Below are 17,635 nucleotides of genomic sequence, written 5' to 3' on the forward strand. Positions count from 1 at the left end.
CGTATCTATAGAGCTAAAGGAGTGGTAAATTATGAAACGTGATGGGCATATACATAGTCCTTTTTGTCCACATGGCACTACGGACTCATTCAAGCAATATATTGAAAAAGCAATTTCTCAACATTTCACAGATATAACATTTACAGAACACGCCCCATTGCCCAAAAGTTTTGTCGATCCAACCCCGCAACAAGATAGTGGCATGAATCCTGATGATCTCATGTCTTACATTGAAGAATTGCAACATCTGCAACAACAGTATGCACAAGCTATTCGTATCCGCATCGGACTAGAAGTAGACTACATCCAAGGCTACGAACAAGAAACTCGTCAATTCCTTGATACCTATGGACATCTTTTAGATGACGCTATTTTATCAGTCCATTTTTTAAAATGGCAAGATACCTTTGTATGTATCGACTTTTCTTCTGAATGCTTTATTGATTTTTCAAAAAAGTTGGCTCTGTTGAACAGGTTTATGATTTATATTATGATACTGTCCTACAATCGATTAGAGCAGATCTTGGTCCATACAAACCGAAACGGATTGGGCACCCATCACTTATTCATAAATTCCAACTAGCGCACAACGAAAAAATCAATGACATCCCACATATCAAAGAAGTATTAGACAGCATGAAATTGGCGGGCTATGAATTAGATTTAAATAGTGCTGGTTTAAGTAAACAATATTGTCAGGAGCCTTATCCACCATTTGCTCTTATCAATTATAGTCAAACCATTAAACTACCATATGTATTTGGTTCAGATGCACATAGCGCAGAAGATTTACATCAACACTATAATGTTATATTACCAATATGAATAACTTTTAAACGAGGTGCTTAGTATGTTTACACAAATTAATTACGAAGGATCAATTGCTGACCAGTATCTGACATTATCAAAACAATTAGATGCACTATTAACTGGCGAAACCAATCAAATCGCCAATTTAAGTAATGCCTCCGCTCTGTTAAATCAATTTTTAACGAACATTAACTGGGTTGGGTTTTATCTCTTGCAGGATAATGAGCTTGTGTTAGGACCATTCCAGGGTCTTCCTGCCTGTGTTAGAATTCCTATTGGGCGTGGTGTTTGTGGTACAGCTGTGGCAACAAGAGAAACAGTTGTTGTAAAAGATGTACATGATTTTCCAGGACATATTGCCTGTGATGCTGCATCGCAGTCTGAAATTGTTATACCGCTAATGAAGCAAGATGAAATTATTGGTGTGTTAGATATCGATAGTCCTATCGTGAATCGATTTACAGAGGAAGATCGTAGTGGCCTAGAGGAATTTGCTAGAACACTCCTTAACCATTTATAATACAATATTAAAAATTGCCCTGAAATGTTTTATATTGTCATTTCAGGGCGATTTATTTAAACAACCATTTACATTTTGCATTATCAATTCTATGAATTCGTTTGGAACGATCCATTGTGAGTACAAAAGCGATTTTTCCCGCTGTTTTTCGCTTCATACAAGGCTGTATCTGCATGTAAAAACACAGATTGGAATGCTGGTCGATCTCGCTCATTCCATGTTATAAGACCCGCAGAAATGGTTACTTGTGGATCTGTGGCACTTGGGATGACTTCCACAATGGTTGATGCTAATTCTAAAGCTTCTTTTTCATCGATATTAGGGACATAGACAGACATTTCTTCTCCACCCCATCTTGCACAAATCCCACGACTTCCAATAGTCTCTTTTAATTGAACCGCAATCTGAACAAGAATTTTATCTCCAACTTGGTGACCATACGTATCATTAATGCGTTTAAAATTATCGATATCAATTAACAAAAACATACCCGATTGATCATATTCAAGTGATTTTTCTACAAACTGATCGAGGTAACTGCGAGCATACAATTTCGTTAAATGATCCAAATCGACCATTTCCTGAAGCTGTGTTCGTAAAATTGAGTTTGCAATGGCTAATGATGAATGGTGAATTAAAGATTGCATTAATTTGAAACTATCGAATGAAAAGAAATATGGCTCTTTATGTAAGACAATACTAAAACCATTAATCTTTTCCTCCATAAGTATAGGAATCGCCATAATAGAGCGATACTCAATTTGATTAGGAGTTAGACGGCTGAAATCGGCAACAAATAGTGGATCATTCGTTTGAGCAAAGTGCTGTTCAACATGTTTTATATAACATTGACCGTTTTCTGAATGGAACAGGGAGGTACTTGCACCTGTTATTTCAAATGTATCGTGTTTTTTAAATGCGAAACATACTTCCATTGGCTGAAAGGATTTCAGTAACTGCTTTTGTAGGAAAAGTAACATTTCATGAATGTCAATTCGCATATTTAAACGATGCGAAGTTTCATTGATGAGTTGTAAGTCACTTACGAGGCGATGCGATTGATGATATAACTTTGCATTTTCAAGAGCATTTCCTGAAGCTTGTGCCAACATCCGTACAAAATCTTTTTCGGTTGTTGAAAAAAGATAAGTGGTGGGAGCACTTACTTGCAAGATGCCATAAATAGCTTGCCTGCCCTTAATCGGTGCATTTAACAACCGACAATTTAAATCGCTCGCTAACTCTGTCGTTAACTCTCCTGATACAAAGGCTTCAATTGTAGCAGGTCTTTCTGATAAATAATCAAAAAGCTTAATATCGATGGTCGTGTGTCGATCTTGATCATTCGATAAAATAAGCTCCACATTAAACTCAGGAAAATTATCCCGTATATTTTTTAATACGTTTTCTAAAATTAAATCAATATCCATTGTTGAATGAAATAAGTCAGTCATGTTATATAGTTTTCTATATTGGTCTTCATTTATTTTGACATCTAAATTGTCTCTAATCATTTGAAGAACCTTTGAAAGTATTTCTATACACTCTTCACCATACTCCGAGGTCATAAAGTCTGTCCAAGACTCTGTTGCCTCCACAAGTAATATACCAATGGGATTTTTGCCCTCTGCTTGGAAAAGCACCATATCTGTCATCATTGAATAGGCCTGTCTTGCTTTCAATACATAAGGAATTTTCACTACTTTTTGTTGATAAAAACTAGCTTCGATCATCAGCCATGACACAGCATTTAGCTTTGTTTCAATTGTTAATGAAGCCATCTCTTCGATTGGGATTAAGGAATTACCTTCAAAACTAAGAAAAGCAGCATTATCAATTTTCAAGCGCTTCTTTAGAAACTGTTTCAATGAACAAAAATACCCATTAAAACTAGTTTGTTCTTCATAAGAACTCACCCAAAAGCTCAAAACATCAGATTTTATATATTTTAGCGTTTGTAAATGGTCTGTCATGAAATCACCTTTTCTATATAACGTCCAAATCAATTACTATTAACTTATAATATATTATACATAATTTGTGTCATTTTGACTATGTAATTATCCCTTACTTTTACAATTTACATAACACAGCGTATCATTAACTATTCCCATATTATTCAAAATAGGTAATGAGGAATTTCCTACTATGTTCTTTTATATTTTTTCACTAGCTAATAATTGACGTCCTTGTCCTAAGCAGTTACAATGGAGGTTGTGTAAAATAAACGCAGCAGTGGTATAAGCTTATGATTGTATTTTATTCCTCTATTTTCTGATGTACAACTACTTAGATGATCAGTAATGAAAATTAGATGGTGTATTGTGTAACCTAACGGCTGCATAGGCGAAAGTACATGAAAATAAAATGCGTGTAAGAACGGGTACTACTGGTTTTTGTTTTACAACAAAAAAACCAAATTTAAAGGAGGAGACAACAATATGTCTCGTTATACAGGTCCATCTTGGAAATTATCACGTCGTCTTGGTATCTCACTAAGCGGTACAGGTAAAGAAATCGAAAAACGTCCTTACGCACCAGGACAACACGGTCCAAACCAACGTAAAAAATTATCAGAATACGGTTTACAACTTCAAGAAAAACAAAAACTTCGTCATATGTATGGTATGAACGAACGTCAATTCCGTACTCTATTTAACCGCGCTGGTAAAATGAAAGGTGTTCACGGTGAAAACTTCATGATCCTTCTTGAAACTCGCCTTGACAACTTAGTTTACCGTTTAGGTTTAGCTCGTACTCGTCGTGGAGCTCGTCAATTAGTTAACCACGGTCACATCTTAGTAGATGGCAAACGCGTTGATATCCCATCATACAGCGTAAAACCAGGTCAAACGATTTCTCTTCGTGAAAAATCTCAAAACCTTGCTGTAGTAGTAGAAGCAATCGAAGTAAACAACTTCGTACCTGACTACTTAACATTTGATGCTGACAAAAAAGAAGGTACATTCACTCGCCTTCCAGAACGTTCTGAATTATCAGCTGAAATCAACGAAGCATTCATCGTAGAGTACTACTCTCGTTAATCAGTTTGCACTGCAAATAATGCTAATAAAAACCCTGAAATCCCTTGCATCCCAAGGCTTCAGGGCTTTTTTATTTTTCAACGTTTGATCGTCCTGATCCTACTTCCTATGAACAATCAATTAGAACCTACGTTTTTTCTTGCTTTTAATCATTAATGCAGAAACTAATCCCGTACCGAGTATTGTAGCAAGTAGGAGGAAGGCTACAGTAAAGAAATTGTTTGAAATAAACAGATATGAACGGTGCAACACTTGTTCCAGCAAATAATATTACTGTGTACATAGAGATTGCAATCCCTCCCATATTCCAACCTAACTGTTTAACAAGCGCCACTAATAAAGGGACAGCAAGTGCAATCCCACCAACAAATAAAATACTCATGATTGTTAAACCAGCCTAACTATAAATTTAAGCGAAAGCAAGAATTTATATTTCCACTAATTTCTCCAAAATGATGCACTACTTTTTCAGCACAGACGCATTGCCCCAATTATTATAATTAACAATAATTTTCCCATCTTATATTGTGACATTTTTATGTACTTTAAAATAGCAATTACATAGTTTCAATATAACATAATCACTACCTTTATATTAAAAACAAAATATCAGTTATTTACTATTCATTAGGTCATCAAAATAGAACTGTTTTCCAAAAAATATAATTTACTTTCATAGTAAAATATTTTTAAAACCTTTTTAAATTCAATATTCTACTACAAAACAACATTCCCCCCTTCTTTCACCGCCTTAACTTTTTTGTAAAATAATAACACGAAAAAAATTAACAATTTTAATAAAAATACGAGTTGAACTTTCACAAAAAATAGAATACGATGAATTGCGAAAGGTGGTTCACCATCATTCAAGCAATAATAATTTTTTAAAAGGGGTTGGAAATATGTCAGACGTTCTAAAGCAATTTGTTATGCCGAAAACAAACTTATTTGGACCTGGAGCAATTCAAGAAGTTGGTAAACGCTTAAATGATTTAGAAGTGAAAAAGACATTAATCGTAACAGATGAGGGCCTACACAAATTAGGTCTCTCAGAACAAATTGCAAACATCATTACAGCTGCTGGAATTGATGTAGCAATTTTCCCTAAAGCAGAACCAAATCCAACAGATCAAAACATTGAAGATGGTATTTCCGTGTATCATGCGGAAAACTGCGATTCTATTGTTTCTCTTGGAGGAGGCAGCGCACACGATGCAGCAAAAGGTATCGGACTTATTGCTTCGAATGGTGGACGCATTCATGATTATGAAGGCGTTGACAAATCACAAAATCCACTTGTGCCATTAATTGCAATTAATACAACTGCTGGTACTGCCAGTGAAATGACTCGTTTCACTATTATCACGGATACAGCACGCAAAGTAAAAATGGCCATTGTTGATAAGCATGTGACACCGTTACTTTCTATAAACGATCCTGAATTAATGATTGGTTTACCTCCTGCTCTTACGGCAGCTACTGGGGTTGATGCACTAACACATGCTATTGAATCATTCGTTTCTACGAATGCTACACCAATCACGGACGCATGTGCTGAAAAGGTCCTTCAACTAATCCCTGAATATTTACCTCGTGCCTATGCAAATGGAGCTGATATAGAAGCTCGTGAACAAATGGTATATGCACAATTTTTAGCGGGAATGGCCTTTAATAATGCATCACTTGGCTATGTTCATGCAATTGCTCATCAATTGGGTGGTTTCTATAACCTACCGCATGGCGTGTGCAACGCAATTTTATTGCCACATGTTTGTCGATTTAATGTCACAGCACGTACAGAGCGCTTTGCTCGTATCGCTGAATTATTAGGAGAAAATGTAGAAGGTTTAAGTAAGCGCGATGCCGCTGAAAAGGCTATTACAGCTATTGAGAAGTTATCACAAGATTTAAATATTCCTAGCGGCTTCCGTGAATTAGGTGCAAAAGATGAGGATATTGAGATCTTAGCAAAAAATGCATTGTTAGATGTGTGTGCTGAGACGAACCCTCGTAAAGCAACACTAGAGGATATCAAACAAATCATCACAAATGCAATGGGTCCTATTGTGAAAAAAGAAGAGTCACTCGAGGCAGTTGCCCTTTCTTAATCGATGGTTTCCTATAAGCCTATACAAAGGGTGGAGAAAACAAATGTTTTCTCCCCTTTTTTTATGGGCTCGATACACACACGTTGTCTATCACGGGAACTCTCGCTATACTTTTCTTAAAAAGAATAGGAGAAAACAATAATGCGTTTAATTTCAATTTGTCCTAGCAATACAGAATTAGTCGCCTATTTAGGGCTGACAGACCAGCTCGTTGGAGTTGATGATTATTCCGATTGGCCATCCTCGGTTAAAGATCTACCACAGCTTGGGCCTGATTTATCAATTAACATGGAGGCATTAGAGGCACTACAGCCTGATCTTGTTCTGGCTTCCTTGAGTGTACCTGGTATGGAAAAAAACATTGAGGCACTAAAAGAAAGAAATATTCCTCATATTATTTTTAATGCAAACTCATTAGAAGAAATTGCGCAAGATCTTCTGACACTCGGGAAAGCTTGTCAAGTGGAGGAACAAGCAAAGAAAATTGCTGAAGAGTACATGCATTCCATCGAAAAAATGTATTCCATTGCACAAACAATTCCGAAGAAACCTACCCTGTATTGGGAATGGTGGCCGAACCCTATTTTTACTCCTGGGAAAATAAATTGGCTAACAGAAATTAGCGCTCTTGCCGGTGGCATTAATCTATTTCAAGATGTTGAGCTTGCTAGTGTTCAAACAGATTGGACAGATGTTGTTAAACGCCAGCCTGACTATATCATGATGGCTTGGGTTGGTGTAGCATTTGAGCGTATCCAACCTGCTAATTTATTAAAACGTCCATATGCCAAAGAGTTACATGCCATTCAATCGGAACAGCTCCATGTAATGGAAGAATGGCTGTATTGTCGCCCTTCTCCACGACTTATTGAAGGTGCTATAAAGCTTGGAAAAATACTGCATCCTAAAGAATATGAACAAATAAAACCTCCAAGTTTCTTATGATTAAAAAACCACATCCAACTTTTTTTGGGATGTGGTTTTGCAAATAGAAATTATATAAATTTCACCATATGATATTTTTTCTTACCTCGTCGAACAATGCTAAATGCATCCTCTAAACGATCCTTCGCATCGACTACATATTCTAAATCCGTTACCTTTTCACCGTTTACACTAATTGCACCATTTGATACATCTTCACGTGCTTGACGTTTGGAAGAGGAAATGCCCGCCTCCACAAGTAGCTCCACAATGTTTTTATCATCTTTAGCCATTTCAATAGAAGGAACATCTTTAAAAGCATCCTTCATTTCTTCAGCTGAAAGTGCTTTTAGATCTCCTGAGAATAATGCAGCTGTAATACGGATGGCTTGCTCTAATGCCTCTTGACCATGTATTAAACGAGTCATTTCTTCAGCTAGTGCCTTTTGTGCCTTACGTAAATGTGGCTCCTCCTCTACAGATACGGCTAAAGCTTCAATTTCTTCACGAGATAGGAACGTGAAGATTTTTAAGTATTTTATGACATCTGCATCAGCTGCATTGATCCAGAATTGGTAGAACTCATATGGAGATGTTTTCTTACTATCTAGCCAAACAGCACCACCTGCTGTTTTACCAAACTTTGTGCCATCTGCCTTGGTTACTAATGGAATCGTAATTCCAAAGGCTTTCGTTTCTTCCTCGTGTGTTTTACGAATAACCTCTAACCCTGTTGTAATATTACCCCATTGGTCAGAGCCACCTACTTGAATACGGCAATTGTAGTGATTGTATAAATGATTGTAATCAATACCTTGAATTAACGTATAGGCAAACTCTGTAAATGAGATTCCTGTATCAAGACGAGAAGCAATCGTATCTTTTGCTAACATGTAGTTTACGTTAATTAATTTCCCATAATCACGTAAAAACTCAATTGTGTTTATATTACCAATCCAGTCACGATTGTTCACAAGCTGAGCACCATTGCCATCTTCTGCAAATTCGAAAATACGTTCTAATTGACTACGGATTCCTTGAACGTTTTTATCGATTTGCTCTACTGTCTGTAATTGACGCTCTTCTGAACGGCCAGACGGGTCACCGATCATCCCTGTTGCACCACCAACAAGTAAAATTGGACGGTGGCCTGCTTTTTGGAATCGACGAAGTGTTAACAATGGAACAATATGTCCAATATGCATGGAGTCAGCTGTTGGATCTACCCCACAGTATAAAGATACGGATTGTTCATTTAATAATTTTGCCATGCCTTCCGCATCTGTTTGTTGGTATAGCAAACCACGCCATTCTAAATCTTGTAATAATTCGTTTGTCATGTTCATTCCTCCTAAAATGGTTAAATTCGTTACGTGCATGGACATGTTTAAATAAAAAAAGTCCCTACACGCAAACAATTGCATGCAGGGACGTTAAGTTGCAAACTAACGCGGTACCACCCAGCTTGAAGATGTCATCCACCTTCCACTTCATTCAGCCGCCTTTATCGCAGGCGCGCACGTCTAAGCTCCAAGTACGTAATTCGTCTCTACATTATGACCAGTTTTCACCAACCACCGGCTCTCTAAACAGGGAATATAGACACTACTGCAAACTCTTCATCACCAGAAAACTATAAACATAATTTTATACGATTCTTTTTCAAAGTCAATAACTATGTTCGTGCCAAAACAATATGTGCTATAATAGACAAGATTTTAGGAGGTCGATACATTGAAAGATTGGATTGAAAAAATCAATGCAAAGATCGATGAATTACTTGAACAAAAATGGATGAAGAAATTACGTATTTCAGGTAGTGTTACCTGGAACTTATTTTTACTATTTTTAGTCTTTGCATTGGTTGGCACTGTATTTGTCGGTTCAGTTGGAGCTGGTTATTTTGCTTCTCTTGTGAAAGAAGAACCCTTACGCTCAAAACAAGAGTTAAGGGATCAAATTTTTAGCTATGAAGAAACCAGTGAGATTTATTTTGCCAACGATATTTATATTGGGAAATTAAGGACAGATTTAGATCGACGTGAAACTTCGCTTAGCAATGTTGCACCAGAGGTCGTGAATGCTGTTCTGGCAACAGAAGATGAATATTTTCGAGAGCATAACGGAATTGTTCCTAAAGCGGTTGTTCGTGGGTTATTACAAGATGTCACTAACTCTGCAACGCAAACAGGTGGTTCTACACTTACCCAGCAGCTTATTAAAAACCAAGTACTAACTAATGAAGTATCATACGAGCGTAAAGCTAAGGAAATTTTACTGGCGATGCGTTTAGAACATTTTATGACGAAGGAAGAAATATTAGAGGCTTATTTAAATATCATTCCCTATGGTCGTAACTCTTCAGGACGAAATATTGCAGGTGTTGAAACAGCTGCGGAAGGAATTTTTGGCGTAAAAGCAAAAGAATTGTCTCTTCCTCAAGCTGCGTACATAGCTGGTATTCCACAGGCACCATTTGCTTATACACCATTTACAAATACAGGTGAACTGAAAAGTGAAGAAGCTTTGAAACCAGGTATTGATCGTATGAAAACAGTACTTTATCGTATGAAAGAAGCTGGTTATATTGATGATGCACAGTATAATGAAGCGTTAAACTATGATATTGCTGCTGATTTCCGTGGACCAGAAATGCGCGCGGAGGATCGATATCCTTGGTTGACTTATGAGCTTGAAGCTCGTGCAAAAGATATTATTGCTGAAAAACTAGCAAAAGATGATGGGATTGACCCAGAGCGCTTAAAGTCAGAAAAGAAATTAAAGGATAAATATACGATTTTAGCAGATCGTGATGTTCGCTCAAAAGGCTATCGTATTTATTCAACCATTAATAAAGATATGTATGATGCAATGCAAAAAGCAGCAAAAGACTTCCAGTATTATGGTCATACGTATACTGGTAAAGGGAAAGACCCTGTTACTGGTGAAGAAATTGATATTGAGATGCCAGTACAGGTAGGTAGTATTTTAATAGAAAATACGACAGGTCGCATTTTAAGCTTTGTTGGTGGTCGAGACTTTAAAACCACTCAAGTAAACCATGCAACACAAGCTTATCGTTCTAACGGTTCTACAATGAAACCATTACTTGTTTATGGACCTGCCATTGAGTATGGCGTAATCGGTGCGGGTAGCCCATTAGTTGACGTGAAATTCTCAGTCGGTTCTTGGAGTCCAAGTAACTATATTACGAGTGATGAGCGAGGTCTTATCCCAGCACGTGAAGCTTTAGCAGATTCTCAAAACATTTCAGCACTACGTTTATATAATGATATTATTAGTAGACGCCCTGCAGATTTGTTAGTAAAAATGGGATTCTCAAAATTACATCCCGATGATTTTACTAACCTAGCAACTGGGATCGGCGCTTTAAGAGAAGGAACTACTGTTGAAGAAAATACAAATGCCTTTGCTACCTTTGCAAATGGTGGCCAATTCATTGACGCTTATATGATTGATCGAATTGAAGACCAAGAAGGTAATATTGTTTACCAACATGAAGTAGAACCTGTTCAAGTATTTAGCCCAGAAACATCTTATATCGTGACAGATATGTTACGTGATGTTCTCACTAAAGGAACAGGGACAATGGCACGAAATACATTAAAGTTCTCTTCTGATTTTGCTGCAAAAACAGGGACTTCTCAAGAATATAAAGATGTTTGGTTAGTTGGTTATAACCCTAATGTATCTCTTGGTGTTTGGATGGGTTACGATCAACCTCGTACACTTTATGCATTTAACAATACCTATTTACAGCCAAGCGTTCGGGTGAATAAGCTATGGGGTACTTTAATGAATGCCGTTTACGATGCGGACCCTCAGCTAATTGACCCACCAACAAGTTTTAAGGCGCCTAAAAATGTTGTGACTGCGTCATTCTGTGGCATTTCCGGCATGGCCCCTTCTGCAGCTTGTGCTAGCGCAGGTCTTGTACGCTCAGATTTATTTAATGCGAAAGTATTTTTACCCTCACAACCTGATGATAGCTTAGCCTCTTCAAGTGTTGTGACGATTAAAGGAAAAACTTATAATGCGTTGCCAAATACACCAGCCGAGTTTGTAAAAGCAGGTGGCGCAGGCATTAATCAAGACTTTATTAAACGAATGTTAGGTAGACTTGGCGGGAACCCTGCTAGTCTGTTACCAAAGAATTCTACATTGTCGAATTCATCTGTATCAGCTGTTGATTTCCCAGCAGATGGTAGCCCTCCAGCAGCTGTCTCAGCTTCAGTAAATGGCTCTACATTATCATGGTCAGAGTCATCGAATGATGTTGTTGGTTATCGTATCTACAACGTTACGAATGGCGGTAATACACTTGTAACGTCCGTACTAGAGTCAACACAAAGCATTACGGTTGCTAGTGGACAAGCTTATGTAGTGGTCGCTGTAGATATTACAGGTTTAACATCACCACACTCCAATGTTGTGTCTACTGGCGGTAGTGAAAACGAACCTGATCCAGAGGAAAACGACCAAGAACCAATACCACCTACAACGCCACCTACTAATGGCAATGGTAATGGTTCGGGTAGTAACGGCAATGGCTCCAATAACGGGAACGGGTCTGGTAATAACGGCAATGGCTCCAATAACGGTGATGGTTCTGGTAGCAACGACAATGGCTCCAATAATGGAAATGGATCCGGAAGCCATGGTGATGGATCTGATAACCCTGGAGATGGCACAAACGGAGGAGACAATGGTAATACCACTACTCCAACTGAAACGTCAAGGCGCTAATCCATTATGCCTTAGCAAGCATTTGTAGTAGATAATCAATTAAACAGACTTACTGCATTTTACTTATGAATTGTAGTTAGTCTGTTTTTTTGTCATTATTAAGAGGACTACTATTTTGAAGGGGTGAAAATATATGAACATATTGATTTTAGGAGGCACGCGTTTTTTTGGAAAAAAGCTAGTTGATCTTTGTATTCAAAATGGACATAATGTAACGATTTTAACACGTGGTCAAAGTGGCAATCCCTTTGGTACACATGTTAAGCAATTAGTAGTAAATCGTAATGATCGTGATGCTTTAGAACAGGCACTAGCCAATACAACATGGGACATTGTCTATGATAATATTTGCTATGCGCCCAACGAGGCACAAGCGATTTGCGAGATATTAAAAGGGAAAACGAAAAAGCTGGTCTTTACTTCTACTCTTTCAACCTATGAGGTAGATGGTAAAATGAAAAAGGAAGAAGACTTTGATCCATACCAGTATCAAATTCGCATGGGACATCAAGAGCAATTTTCTTATGGAGAAGGAAAACGACAAGCGGAGGCAGTATTATTCAAAGAAGCTTCATTCCCAGTCGTAGCTGTACGTTTCCCAATTGTGATGGGTGAAGATGATTATACTCGACGTTTACATTTCCACGTTGAACATATTTTACAGAATCAGCCGATTACTTTACCGAACATTGATGCAAAGATGAGTTATATTACAGATGAAGAAGCAGCTGAATTTTTATACTTTGCGGGTGTTACTCCTATTGAGGGACCATACAATGCTACCGCATCAGGGGCAATGTCTCTCAAAGATCTAATTGCTCTAATCGAAGAAGCGAGTGGTCAGCGCGCAAAAATTTCCCTCATTGGTGGTGATGAGGAATCACAGTCTCCTTATGGGGTGCCTGCTGATTGGTATATGTCCAATGCAAAGGCCGAGAAGGCAGGATTTACGTTTAGTCAGCTTGAAGATTGGCTACCAAAATTAGTGACAACATTAGTAAAACAGCTACAGTAGCATTTATAGCGCAAAGAATCTGCTAGTATCTAGCAGATTCTTTGTTCATTCCTAATTTCAAAGGCATTTTTGCCGCTGGTGCCTCACTTTCATTGCTGAAGTGTATCACGGTAATATGTTCTTTAAAATAGCTACTGCTTTATCAATCTCTTCCTTTGTGACCGTTAATGGAGGTAAGAGACGAATAACTGTTGGCCCTGCCCCTACTAATAAAAGACCACTTTCTTCCGCTGCCGCGATATAAGGCGCTATTTCCGTGTCCCCACAGCCAATCCCTAACAAGAGACCCTGACCTTGAACAGTATAGCTAGAAGGTAAATGAGCCCTTAGTTGTGCCACAAAATAGGCAGATATTTCTCGTACATGCTGTAAAAAATCCGGCTCAAACACATGATTCAAAACAGCTTGTGCCACATTCATCGCAAGAGGGTTTCCACCAAATGTTGTACCATGTGTTCCTGGACTAAATGTAGCATGAAGCTCAGCAGTTCCGAGCATTGCACCAACAGGGAAACCACCACCTAAGCCTTTTGCCAAAGTTATGATATGTGGCTTTAATACCGTTTGTTCAAATGCATAGCGTGTTCCTGTTCGCCCAATGCCCGTTTGCACTTCATCAACAATTAGTAGTATACCTTGCTCCTCACAGACTTTTGCAATAGCTGCTGCAAATTCTGCCGATACACTATTAACGCCACCCTCTCCCTGAATCATTTCTAACATTATAGCTGCCACAGAATCATCAGCGGTTGCTTCAAGTGTAGCAGCATCATTAAAGGGCAAAATCGAAAATTTTTCTACGAGTGGTCCAAAGCCATTATGTACTTTGCCTTGACCTGTTGCAGACATTGCTCCAAAGGTACGACCATGGAATGATTTTTCAAATGTAATAATATGATGTTTGCCTGTATGCTTACGAGCTAATTTAATGGCCGCTTCATTAGCCTCAGCCCCGCTATTACAAAAAAAGGCATGTGAAAAGTGTGTATTAGCAATTAATTTTTCTGCCACCTTTTCCTGACCTGGTATTTCAAAAAGATTTGAAATATGCCATAGCTTTTCGCTTTGCTCTTGAAGTGCCTGTACAACGGCTGGATGAGCATGTCCAAGACTCACCACAGCAATGCCACTAGTAAAATCCAAGTATTGCTTCCCTGTTGAATCCTCAACAATTGTCCCCTGACCTTTGACAATTTGTGCACGACGCTTGCCGTAATTCTCAAATAAAACACTCATGTTATCATCTCCACTATCATTTAAAATAGTTTCTTTCAACAACTATACTTCTCAAGCTATCCTATTTAGAACACTAGGAAGAAAGAAGTTCACTTGTGGCTACAATTGTTGTACCAATTAAAGTTGCACCTACGATTTGTACAGAAGGAATCCCTGCCCGTAAACAGTCAATCGCTCCTTGCACTTTCGGAATCATTCCACCGTAAATATGGCCCTGCTCTGTCCATTGATCTATAAGACTAGGTGTAGCTATTGCTTGATATTCATCTTCAATACGGATACCACTCACATCCGTCACGAGTAGTAAGCTATCTGCTCCGACGGCTAAAGCAATTTCACTGGCTACCGTATCGCCATTAATATTAAGAGCCTGACCTGCTTCGGTGGCACCTACGCAGGCAATAACAGGTACAATCCCTACACCCATTAAAGCTTCCAATAAGGATGTATTGATATTTTTAATAGCTCCGACATAGCCATAAGTCTCTTGATCTAAAAAATCTACGACCATCAACTGACCATCAAAGCCATTTAATCCGATGGCTGCTATACCAGCTGTTGTTAACTCATGAACTAATGCAGTGTTTACTTGCCCTATTAGGGTCGATTGGACAACTTTAATTGCAGCCTCGTTCGTGACACGTATTCCATTTAATGTATGTGATTGTATGCCTTGGACAGCTAATTCTCGATTTATGGCTGGCCCACCTCCGTGGGTAATAATCAGCTCTACTCCACTCTCTTGTAATCTTTTAAAATTATCAAAGAAAGCCTCATTTAAACCTTCCAGTGTACTGCCCCCAAGCTTAATGACCATACGTTTATGAGCGGTATGATGCATTGATTTGAACATAGTCATATGTTAAGTCACATCCCCAAGCATGCCCCTTACCATCACCCACACCAAGGGACACATAGATTTTTACTTCATGCATTTTTAATATTTGAATTAACTCATCCTCAGAAAAAGGAATTGGTTCACCGTTTTCTACCATAGTAGCACCACCGATTTGGATGGTAATTTTATCTGGATCAACTGTTGCGCCACTATACCCTACTGCTGCAATAATACGCCCCCAGTTAGCATCACAGCCGAAAACAGCAGTCTTTACAAGTGGTGAACCAACGACTGTTTTTGCAATTTTACGTGCCTCCTCGTCTGAAATTGCACCAACAACTTCCACTTCGATAAGCTTCGTTGCTCCTTCACCATCTTTGGCAATCATTTTTGCTAAATCTTCCGCTACTGTTTGCAAAGTGTAAAAGAAATTTTGCCAATCTGGATGCTCTGGTGTTAAAGAATTATTCCCTGCCAAGCCATTAGCCAATATTACCACTGTGTCATTAGTGGACGTATCCCCATCAACTGTAATAGCGTTAAATGTTAAATTAGTAATAGTCGATAAAGCTGCTTGCAACACCTCAGATTCAATATTGGCATCTGTTGTAATAAAGCCTAGCATTGTGGCCATATTAGGTTCGATCATACCTGAACCTTTTGCTACACCTGCAACAATAACTTCCTTGCCATCCACAGTTGTACTATAGCTTGTGTTTTTCATGACGGTATCTGTTGTCAAAATAGCCTGTGCAAAGTCAATCGCACTTTCTAAATTGTCCTTTGGCTCTAACTGTAGAATACCGTTTGCTACTGGCTCTAATTTCATCATTTCTCCAATAACACCCGTCGAGCAAACTCCCACCAAATTTGGTGCAATCCCTAATTTTTCCGCAGCTAGCGCTTGCATTGTTTGGGCATCTTTTACACCTTGTTTACCTGTACAAGCATTCGCATTGCCTGAATTGACGATCATCGCTTGCATTTTCTTAGTTGCATAAACAACTTCCTTCGTAACTTTTAATGGTGCTGCTTGCACAGCGTTTGTAGTAAAAACACCCGCAACACTTGCTGGGACTTCACTTACCAAAAGGGCTAAATCCTTTTTCTTATGCTTTAAACCACAGTGTAATCCAGCTGCCTTAAAGCCTTTTGGTGAAACAATATTTTTACTTGATAATTTTTTCATTAGAGTCGTTGAAGTGGTAACTGTCATCCGAAATTCCTCCTTAGATTAATAAATAAGAGAAGCATACAGTTTCCTGCATGCTGTTAAATAAAGAACGGTACGACATCTAGCCCTGTCGTTTGGGGTAAGTCAAATTGCACATTCATATTTTGGATAGCTTGCCCTGCTGCTCCTTTGACAAGGTTATCAATTACACTAACAATTGTAGCGCGATTTGTACGGGGATCTACTTTCGCTAGAATGTCACAATAATTTGATCCCTTGACACGATTTGTCCCTAAACTAGATGCATCCGTAACGATTCGAACAAATGGGTGATTCTCATAGGTTGCCTGTAAGCAAGTGATCAATTGCGAATCTGTAATTCCCTGCATTACTGGTGCATAGGAGGTCGCCAAAATTCCCCTAGTCATTGGAACCAGATGCGTATTAAAAGTAACCTTTGTATCTGCTTGAGCAAACATGGAAAGTGCCTGTTCAATTTCGGGAATATGTTGATGTGTATTTACTTTATAGATCGAAAAATTCTCATTTGTCTCACTAAAATGGGTAGTTTGTGAGGGCTTATTGCCTGCTCCTGAAATGCCACTCTTTGCATCAATAACTAGAAAACTAGGATCAATCAAACGTTCTTTTACAAGTGGTAGTAAGGATAATAAAACTGCTGTTGGGTAGCAACCCGGATTAGCAACGAGTGTTGCTTGACGTATAAGCTCTGCATTCCATTCTGTTAAACCATATACACTTTGTTGAACACTATGGAACGGTGCAGCTTTTTTGCCATACCAGGTTTCATAGCTTGCTAGATCTTTTAACCGAAAATCACCAGATAAATCGATTAGCTTTGGTCCTTTCCCAACCAAAGGCGGTAATAGCTCACTTGTCACTCCAGATGGTGTACTCGTAAAAACAACATCGAATTTTTCTAAAGTGTCATACGCTATCTTTTGTAACGGTGTATCAGCTATCCTAACAAGATGACCAAATTTCGAAGAAAATTGGACACCCTCTTCTGAAGAAGTAAATAAATCAATTCGTTCCACAGCTGGATGATTATGTAAAAATCGAATAAGTTCTAGACCACCATATCCAGTTGCTCCAACAATACCTACTTTCACTGCACTCACCTCTGAAATAAGTTAAAAATAGTATACGTCTGCATATTTATTAAGTCAACTGAATTT

The 17,635-nt window shown here is 38.3% G+C and carries 13 protein-coding genes and 1 pseudogene; 7 read left to right on the forward strand and 7 right to left on the reverse strand.

Annotation, left to right across the window (positions count from 1 at the left end; translation table 11 throughout):
- Window positions 1-31: 31 nt before the first annotated feature.
- Together hisJ and NP781_RS16085 are read left to right on the forward strand one after the other, a co-directional pair.
- A pseudogene (gene hisJ / locus NP781_RS16080) lies at window positions 32-825 on the forward strand (histidinol-phosphatase HisJ).
- Window positions 826-850: 25 nt separating this feature from the next.
- The gene (locus NP781_RS16085) at window positions 851-1,330 is read left to right on the forward strand and encodes a GAF domain-containing protein (protein WP_221681002.1); all 480 of its coding nucleotides are present in this window, start codon (window positions 851-853) and stop codon (window positions 1,328-1,330) included.
- A gap of 89 nt (window positions 1,331-1,419) precedes the next feature.
- Here NP781_RS16085 and NP781_RS16090 read toward each other — a convergent pair whose 3' ends face one another.
- Window positions 1,420-3,303 carry a sensor domain-containing diguanylate cyclase gene (locus NP781_RS16090; protein ID WP_257520356.1) on the reverse strand — a complete coding sequence of 628 codons (1,884 nt, stop codon included), beginning with the start codon at window positions 3,301-3,303 and terminating at the stop codon, window positions 1,420-1,422.
- Window positions 3,304-3,771: 468 nt separating this feature from the next.
- Between NP781_RS16090 and rpsD the strand changes: the two genes are divergently transcribed.
- Window positions 3,772-4,374, forward strand: coding sequence for a 30S ribosomal protein S4 (gene rpsD, locus NP781_RS16095; protein WP_004226141.1), 603 nt, complete (start codon window positions 3,772-3,774; stop codon window positions 4,372-4,374).
- Window positions 4,375-4,519: 145 nt separating this feature from the next.
- On the opposite strand, the gene NP781_RS16100 is transcribed toward rpsD, so the two are convergent.
- Complete coding sequence (locus tag NP781_RS16100; RefSeq protein WP_221681004.1) at window positions 4,520-4,756, reverse strand: hypothetical protein; 237 nt, start codon at window positions 4,754-4,756, stop codon at window positions 4,520-4,522.
- Window positions 4,757-5,276: 520 nt separating this feature from the next.
- Between NP781_RS16100 and NP781_RS16105 the strand changes: the two genes are divergently transcribed.
- Window positions 5,277-6,482, forward strand: a complete 1,206-nt coding sequence (locus NP781_RS16105) for an iron-containing alcohol dehydrogenase (protein ID WP_004226138.1) — start codon at window positions 5,277-5,279, stop codon at window positions 6,480-6,482.
- 141 nt (window positions 6,483-6,623) lie between these two features.
- Window positions 6,624-7,427 (forward strand): cobalamin-binding protein, encoded by an 804-nt coding sequence (locus NP781_RS16110; RefSeq protein ID WP_221681005.1) that lies wholly within the window; start codon window positions 6,624-6,626, stop codon window positions 7,425-7,427.
- Window positions 7,428-7,477: 50 nt separating this feature from the next.
- Here NP781_RS16110 and tyrS read toward each other — a convergent pair whose 3' ends face one another.
- Window positions 7,478-8,746, reverse strand: a complete 1,269-nt coding sequence (gene tyrS / locus NP781_RS16115; protein WP_221681006.1) for a tyrosine--tRNA ligase — start codon at window positions 8,744-8,746, stop codon at window positions 7,478-7,480.
- Between the two features lie 394 nt (window positions 8,747-9,140).
- On the opposite strand from tyrS, the gene NP781_RS16120 reads away from it, so the two are divergent.
- Together NP781_RS16120 and NP781_RS16125 are read left to right on the forward strand one after the other, a co-directional pair.
- Window positions 9,141-12,173 (forward strand): transglycosylase domain-containing protein, encoded by a 3,033-nt coding sequence (locus NP781_RS16120; protein WP_221681007.1) that lies wholly within the window; start codon window positions 9,141-9,143, stop codon window positions 12,171-12,173.
- Between the two features lie 133 nt (window positions 12,174-12,306).
- The gene (locus NP781_RS16125) at window positions 12,307-13,188 is read left to right on the forward strand and encodes an NAD-dependent epimerase/dehydratase family protein (RefSeq protein ID WP_221681008.1); all 882 of its coding nucleotides are present in this window, start codon (window positions 12,307-12,309) and stop codon (window positions 13,186-13,188) included.
- Window positions 13,189-13,293: 105 nt separating this feature from the next.
- On the opposite strand, the gene NP781_RS16130 is transcribed toward NP781_RS16125, so the two are convergent.
- From NP781_RS16130 to argC, 4 genes are all read right to left on the reverse strand, one after another.
- Window positions 13,294-14,424 carry an acetylornithine transaminase gene (locus tag NP781_RS16130; protein WP_257522545.1) on the reverse strand — a complete coding sequence of 377 codons (1,131 nt, stop codon included), beginning with the start codon at window positions 14,422-14,424 and terminating at the stop codon, window positions 13,294-13,296.
- A gap of 73 nt (window positions 14,425-14,497) precedes the next feature.
- Entirely contained in the window at window positions 14,498-15,283 is a 786-nt protein-coding gene (argB, locus tag NP781_RS16135; RefSeq protein ID WP_257520358.1) for an acetylglutamate kinase, read from the reverse strand.
- On the reverse strand, window positions 15,246-16,478 hold the full coding sequence (argJ, locus tag NP781_RS16140; protein ID WP_221681010.1) for a bifunctional glutamate N-acetyltransferase/amino-acid acetyltransferase ArgJ: 1,233 nt from the start codon (window positions 16,476-16,478) through the stop codon (window positions 15,246-15,248). The genes argB and argJ overlap by 38 nt, the downstream gene beginning before the upstream one ends.
- A gap of 56 nt (window positions 16,479-16,534) precedes the next feature.
- A complete protein-coding gene (argC, locus tag NP781_RS16145) occupies window positions 16,535-17,569 on the reverse strand; it encodes an N-acetyl-gamma-glutamyl-phosphate reductase (RefSeq protein ID WP_257520359.1) in 1,035 nt (344 codons plus the stop codon).
- Window positions 17,570-17,635: the final 66 nt, after the last annotated feature.

The organism is Lysinibacillus sp. FN11, from assembly GCF_024628845.1.
GTDB lineage: Bacteria > Bacillota > Bacilli > Bacillales_A > Planococcaceae > Lysinibacillus > Lysinibacillus capsici.

Bases quoted from the DNA above. Each gene is read 5' to 3' on its own strand.
- NP781_RS16085 (WP_221681002.1), top strand. From the start codon at position 851: ATGTTTACACAAATTAATTACGAAGGATCAATTGCTGACCAGTATCTG.
- NP781_RS16090 (WP_257520356.1), bottom strand. From the start codon at position 3,303: ATGACAGACCATTTACAAACGCTAAAATATATAAAATCTGATGTTTTG.
- rpsD (WP_004226141.1), top strand. From the start codon at position 3,772: ATGTCTCGTTATACAGGTCCATCTTGGAAATTATCACGTCGTCTTGGT.
- NP781_RS16100 (WP_221681004.1), bottom strand. From the start codon at position 4,756: ATGAGTATTTTATTTGTTGGTGGGATTGCACTTGCTGTCCCTTTATTA.
- NP781_RS16105 (WP_004226138.1), top strand. From the start codon at position 5,277: ATGTCAGACGTTCTAAAGCAATTTGTTATGCCGAAAACAAACTTATTT.
- NP781_RS16110 (WP_221681005.1), top strand. From the start codon at position 6,624: ATGCGTTTAATTTCAATTTGTCCTAGCAATACAGAATTAGTCGCCTAT.
- tyrS (WP_221681006.1), bottom strand. From the start codon at position 8,746: ATGACAAACGAATTATTACAAGATTTAGAATGGCGTGGTTTGCTATAC.
- NP781_RS16125 (WP_221681008.1), top strand. From the start codon at position 12,307: ATGAACATATTGATTTTAGGAGGCACGCGTTTTTTTGGAAAAAAGCTA.
- NP781_RS16130 (WP_257522545.1), bottom strand. From the start codon at position 14,424: ATGAGTGTTTTATTTGAGAATTACGGCAAGCGTCGTGCACAAATTGTC.
- argB (WP_257520358.1), bottom strand. From the start codon at position 15,283: ATGACTATGTTCAAATCAATGCATCATACCGCTCATAAACGTATGGTC.
- argJ (WP_221681010.1), bottom strand. From the start codon at position 16,478: ATGACAGTTACCACTTCAACGACTCTAATGAAAAAATTATCAAGTAAA.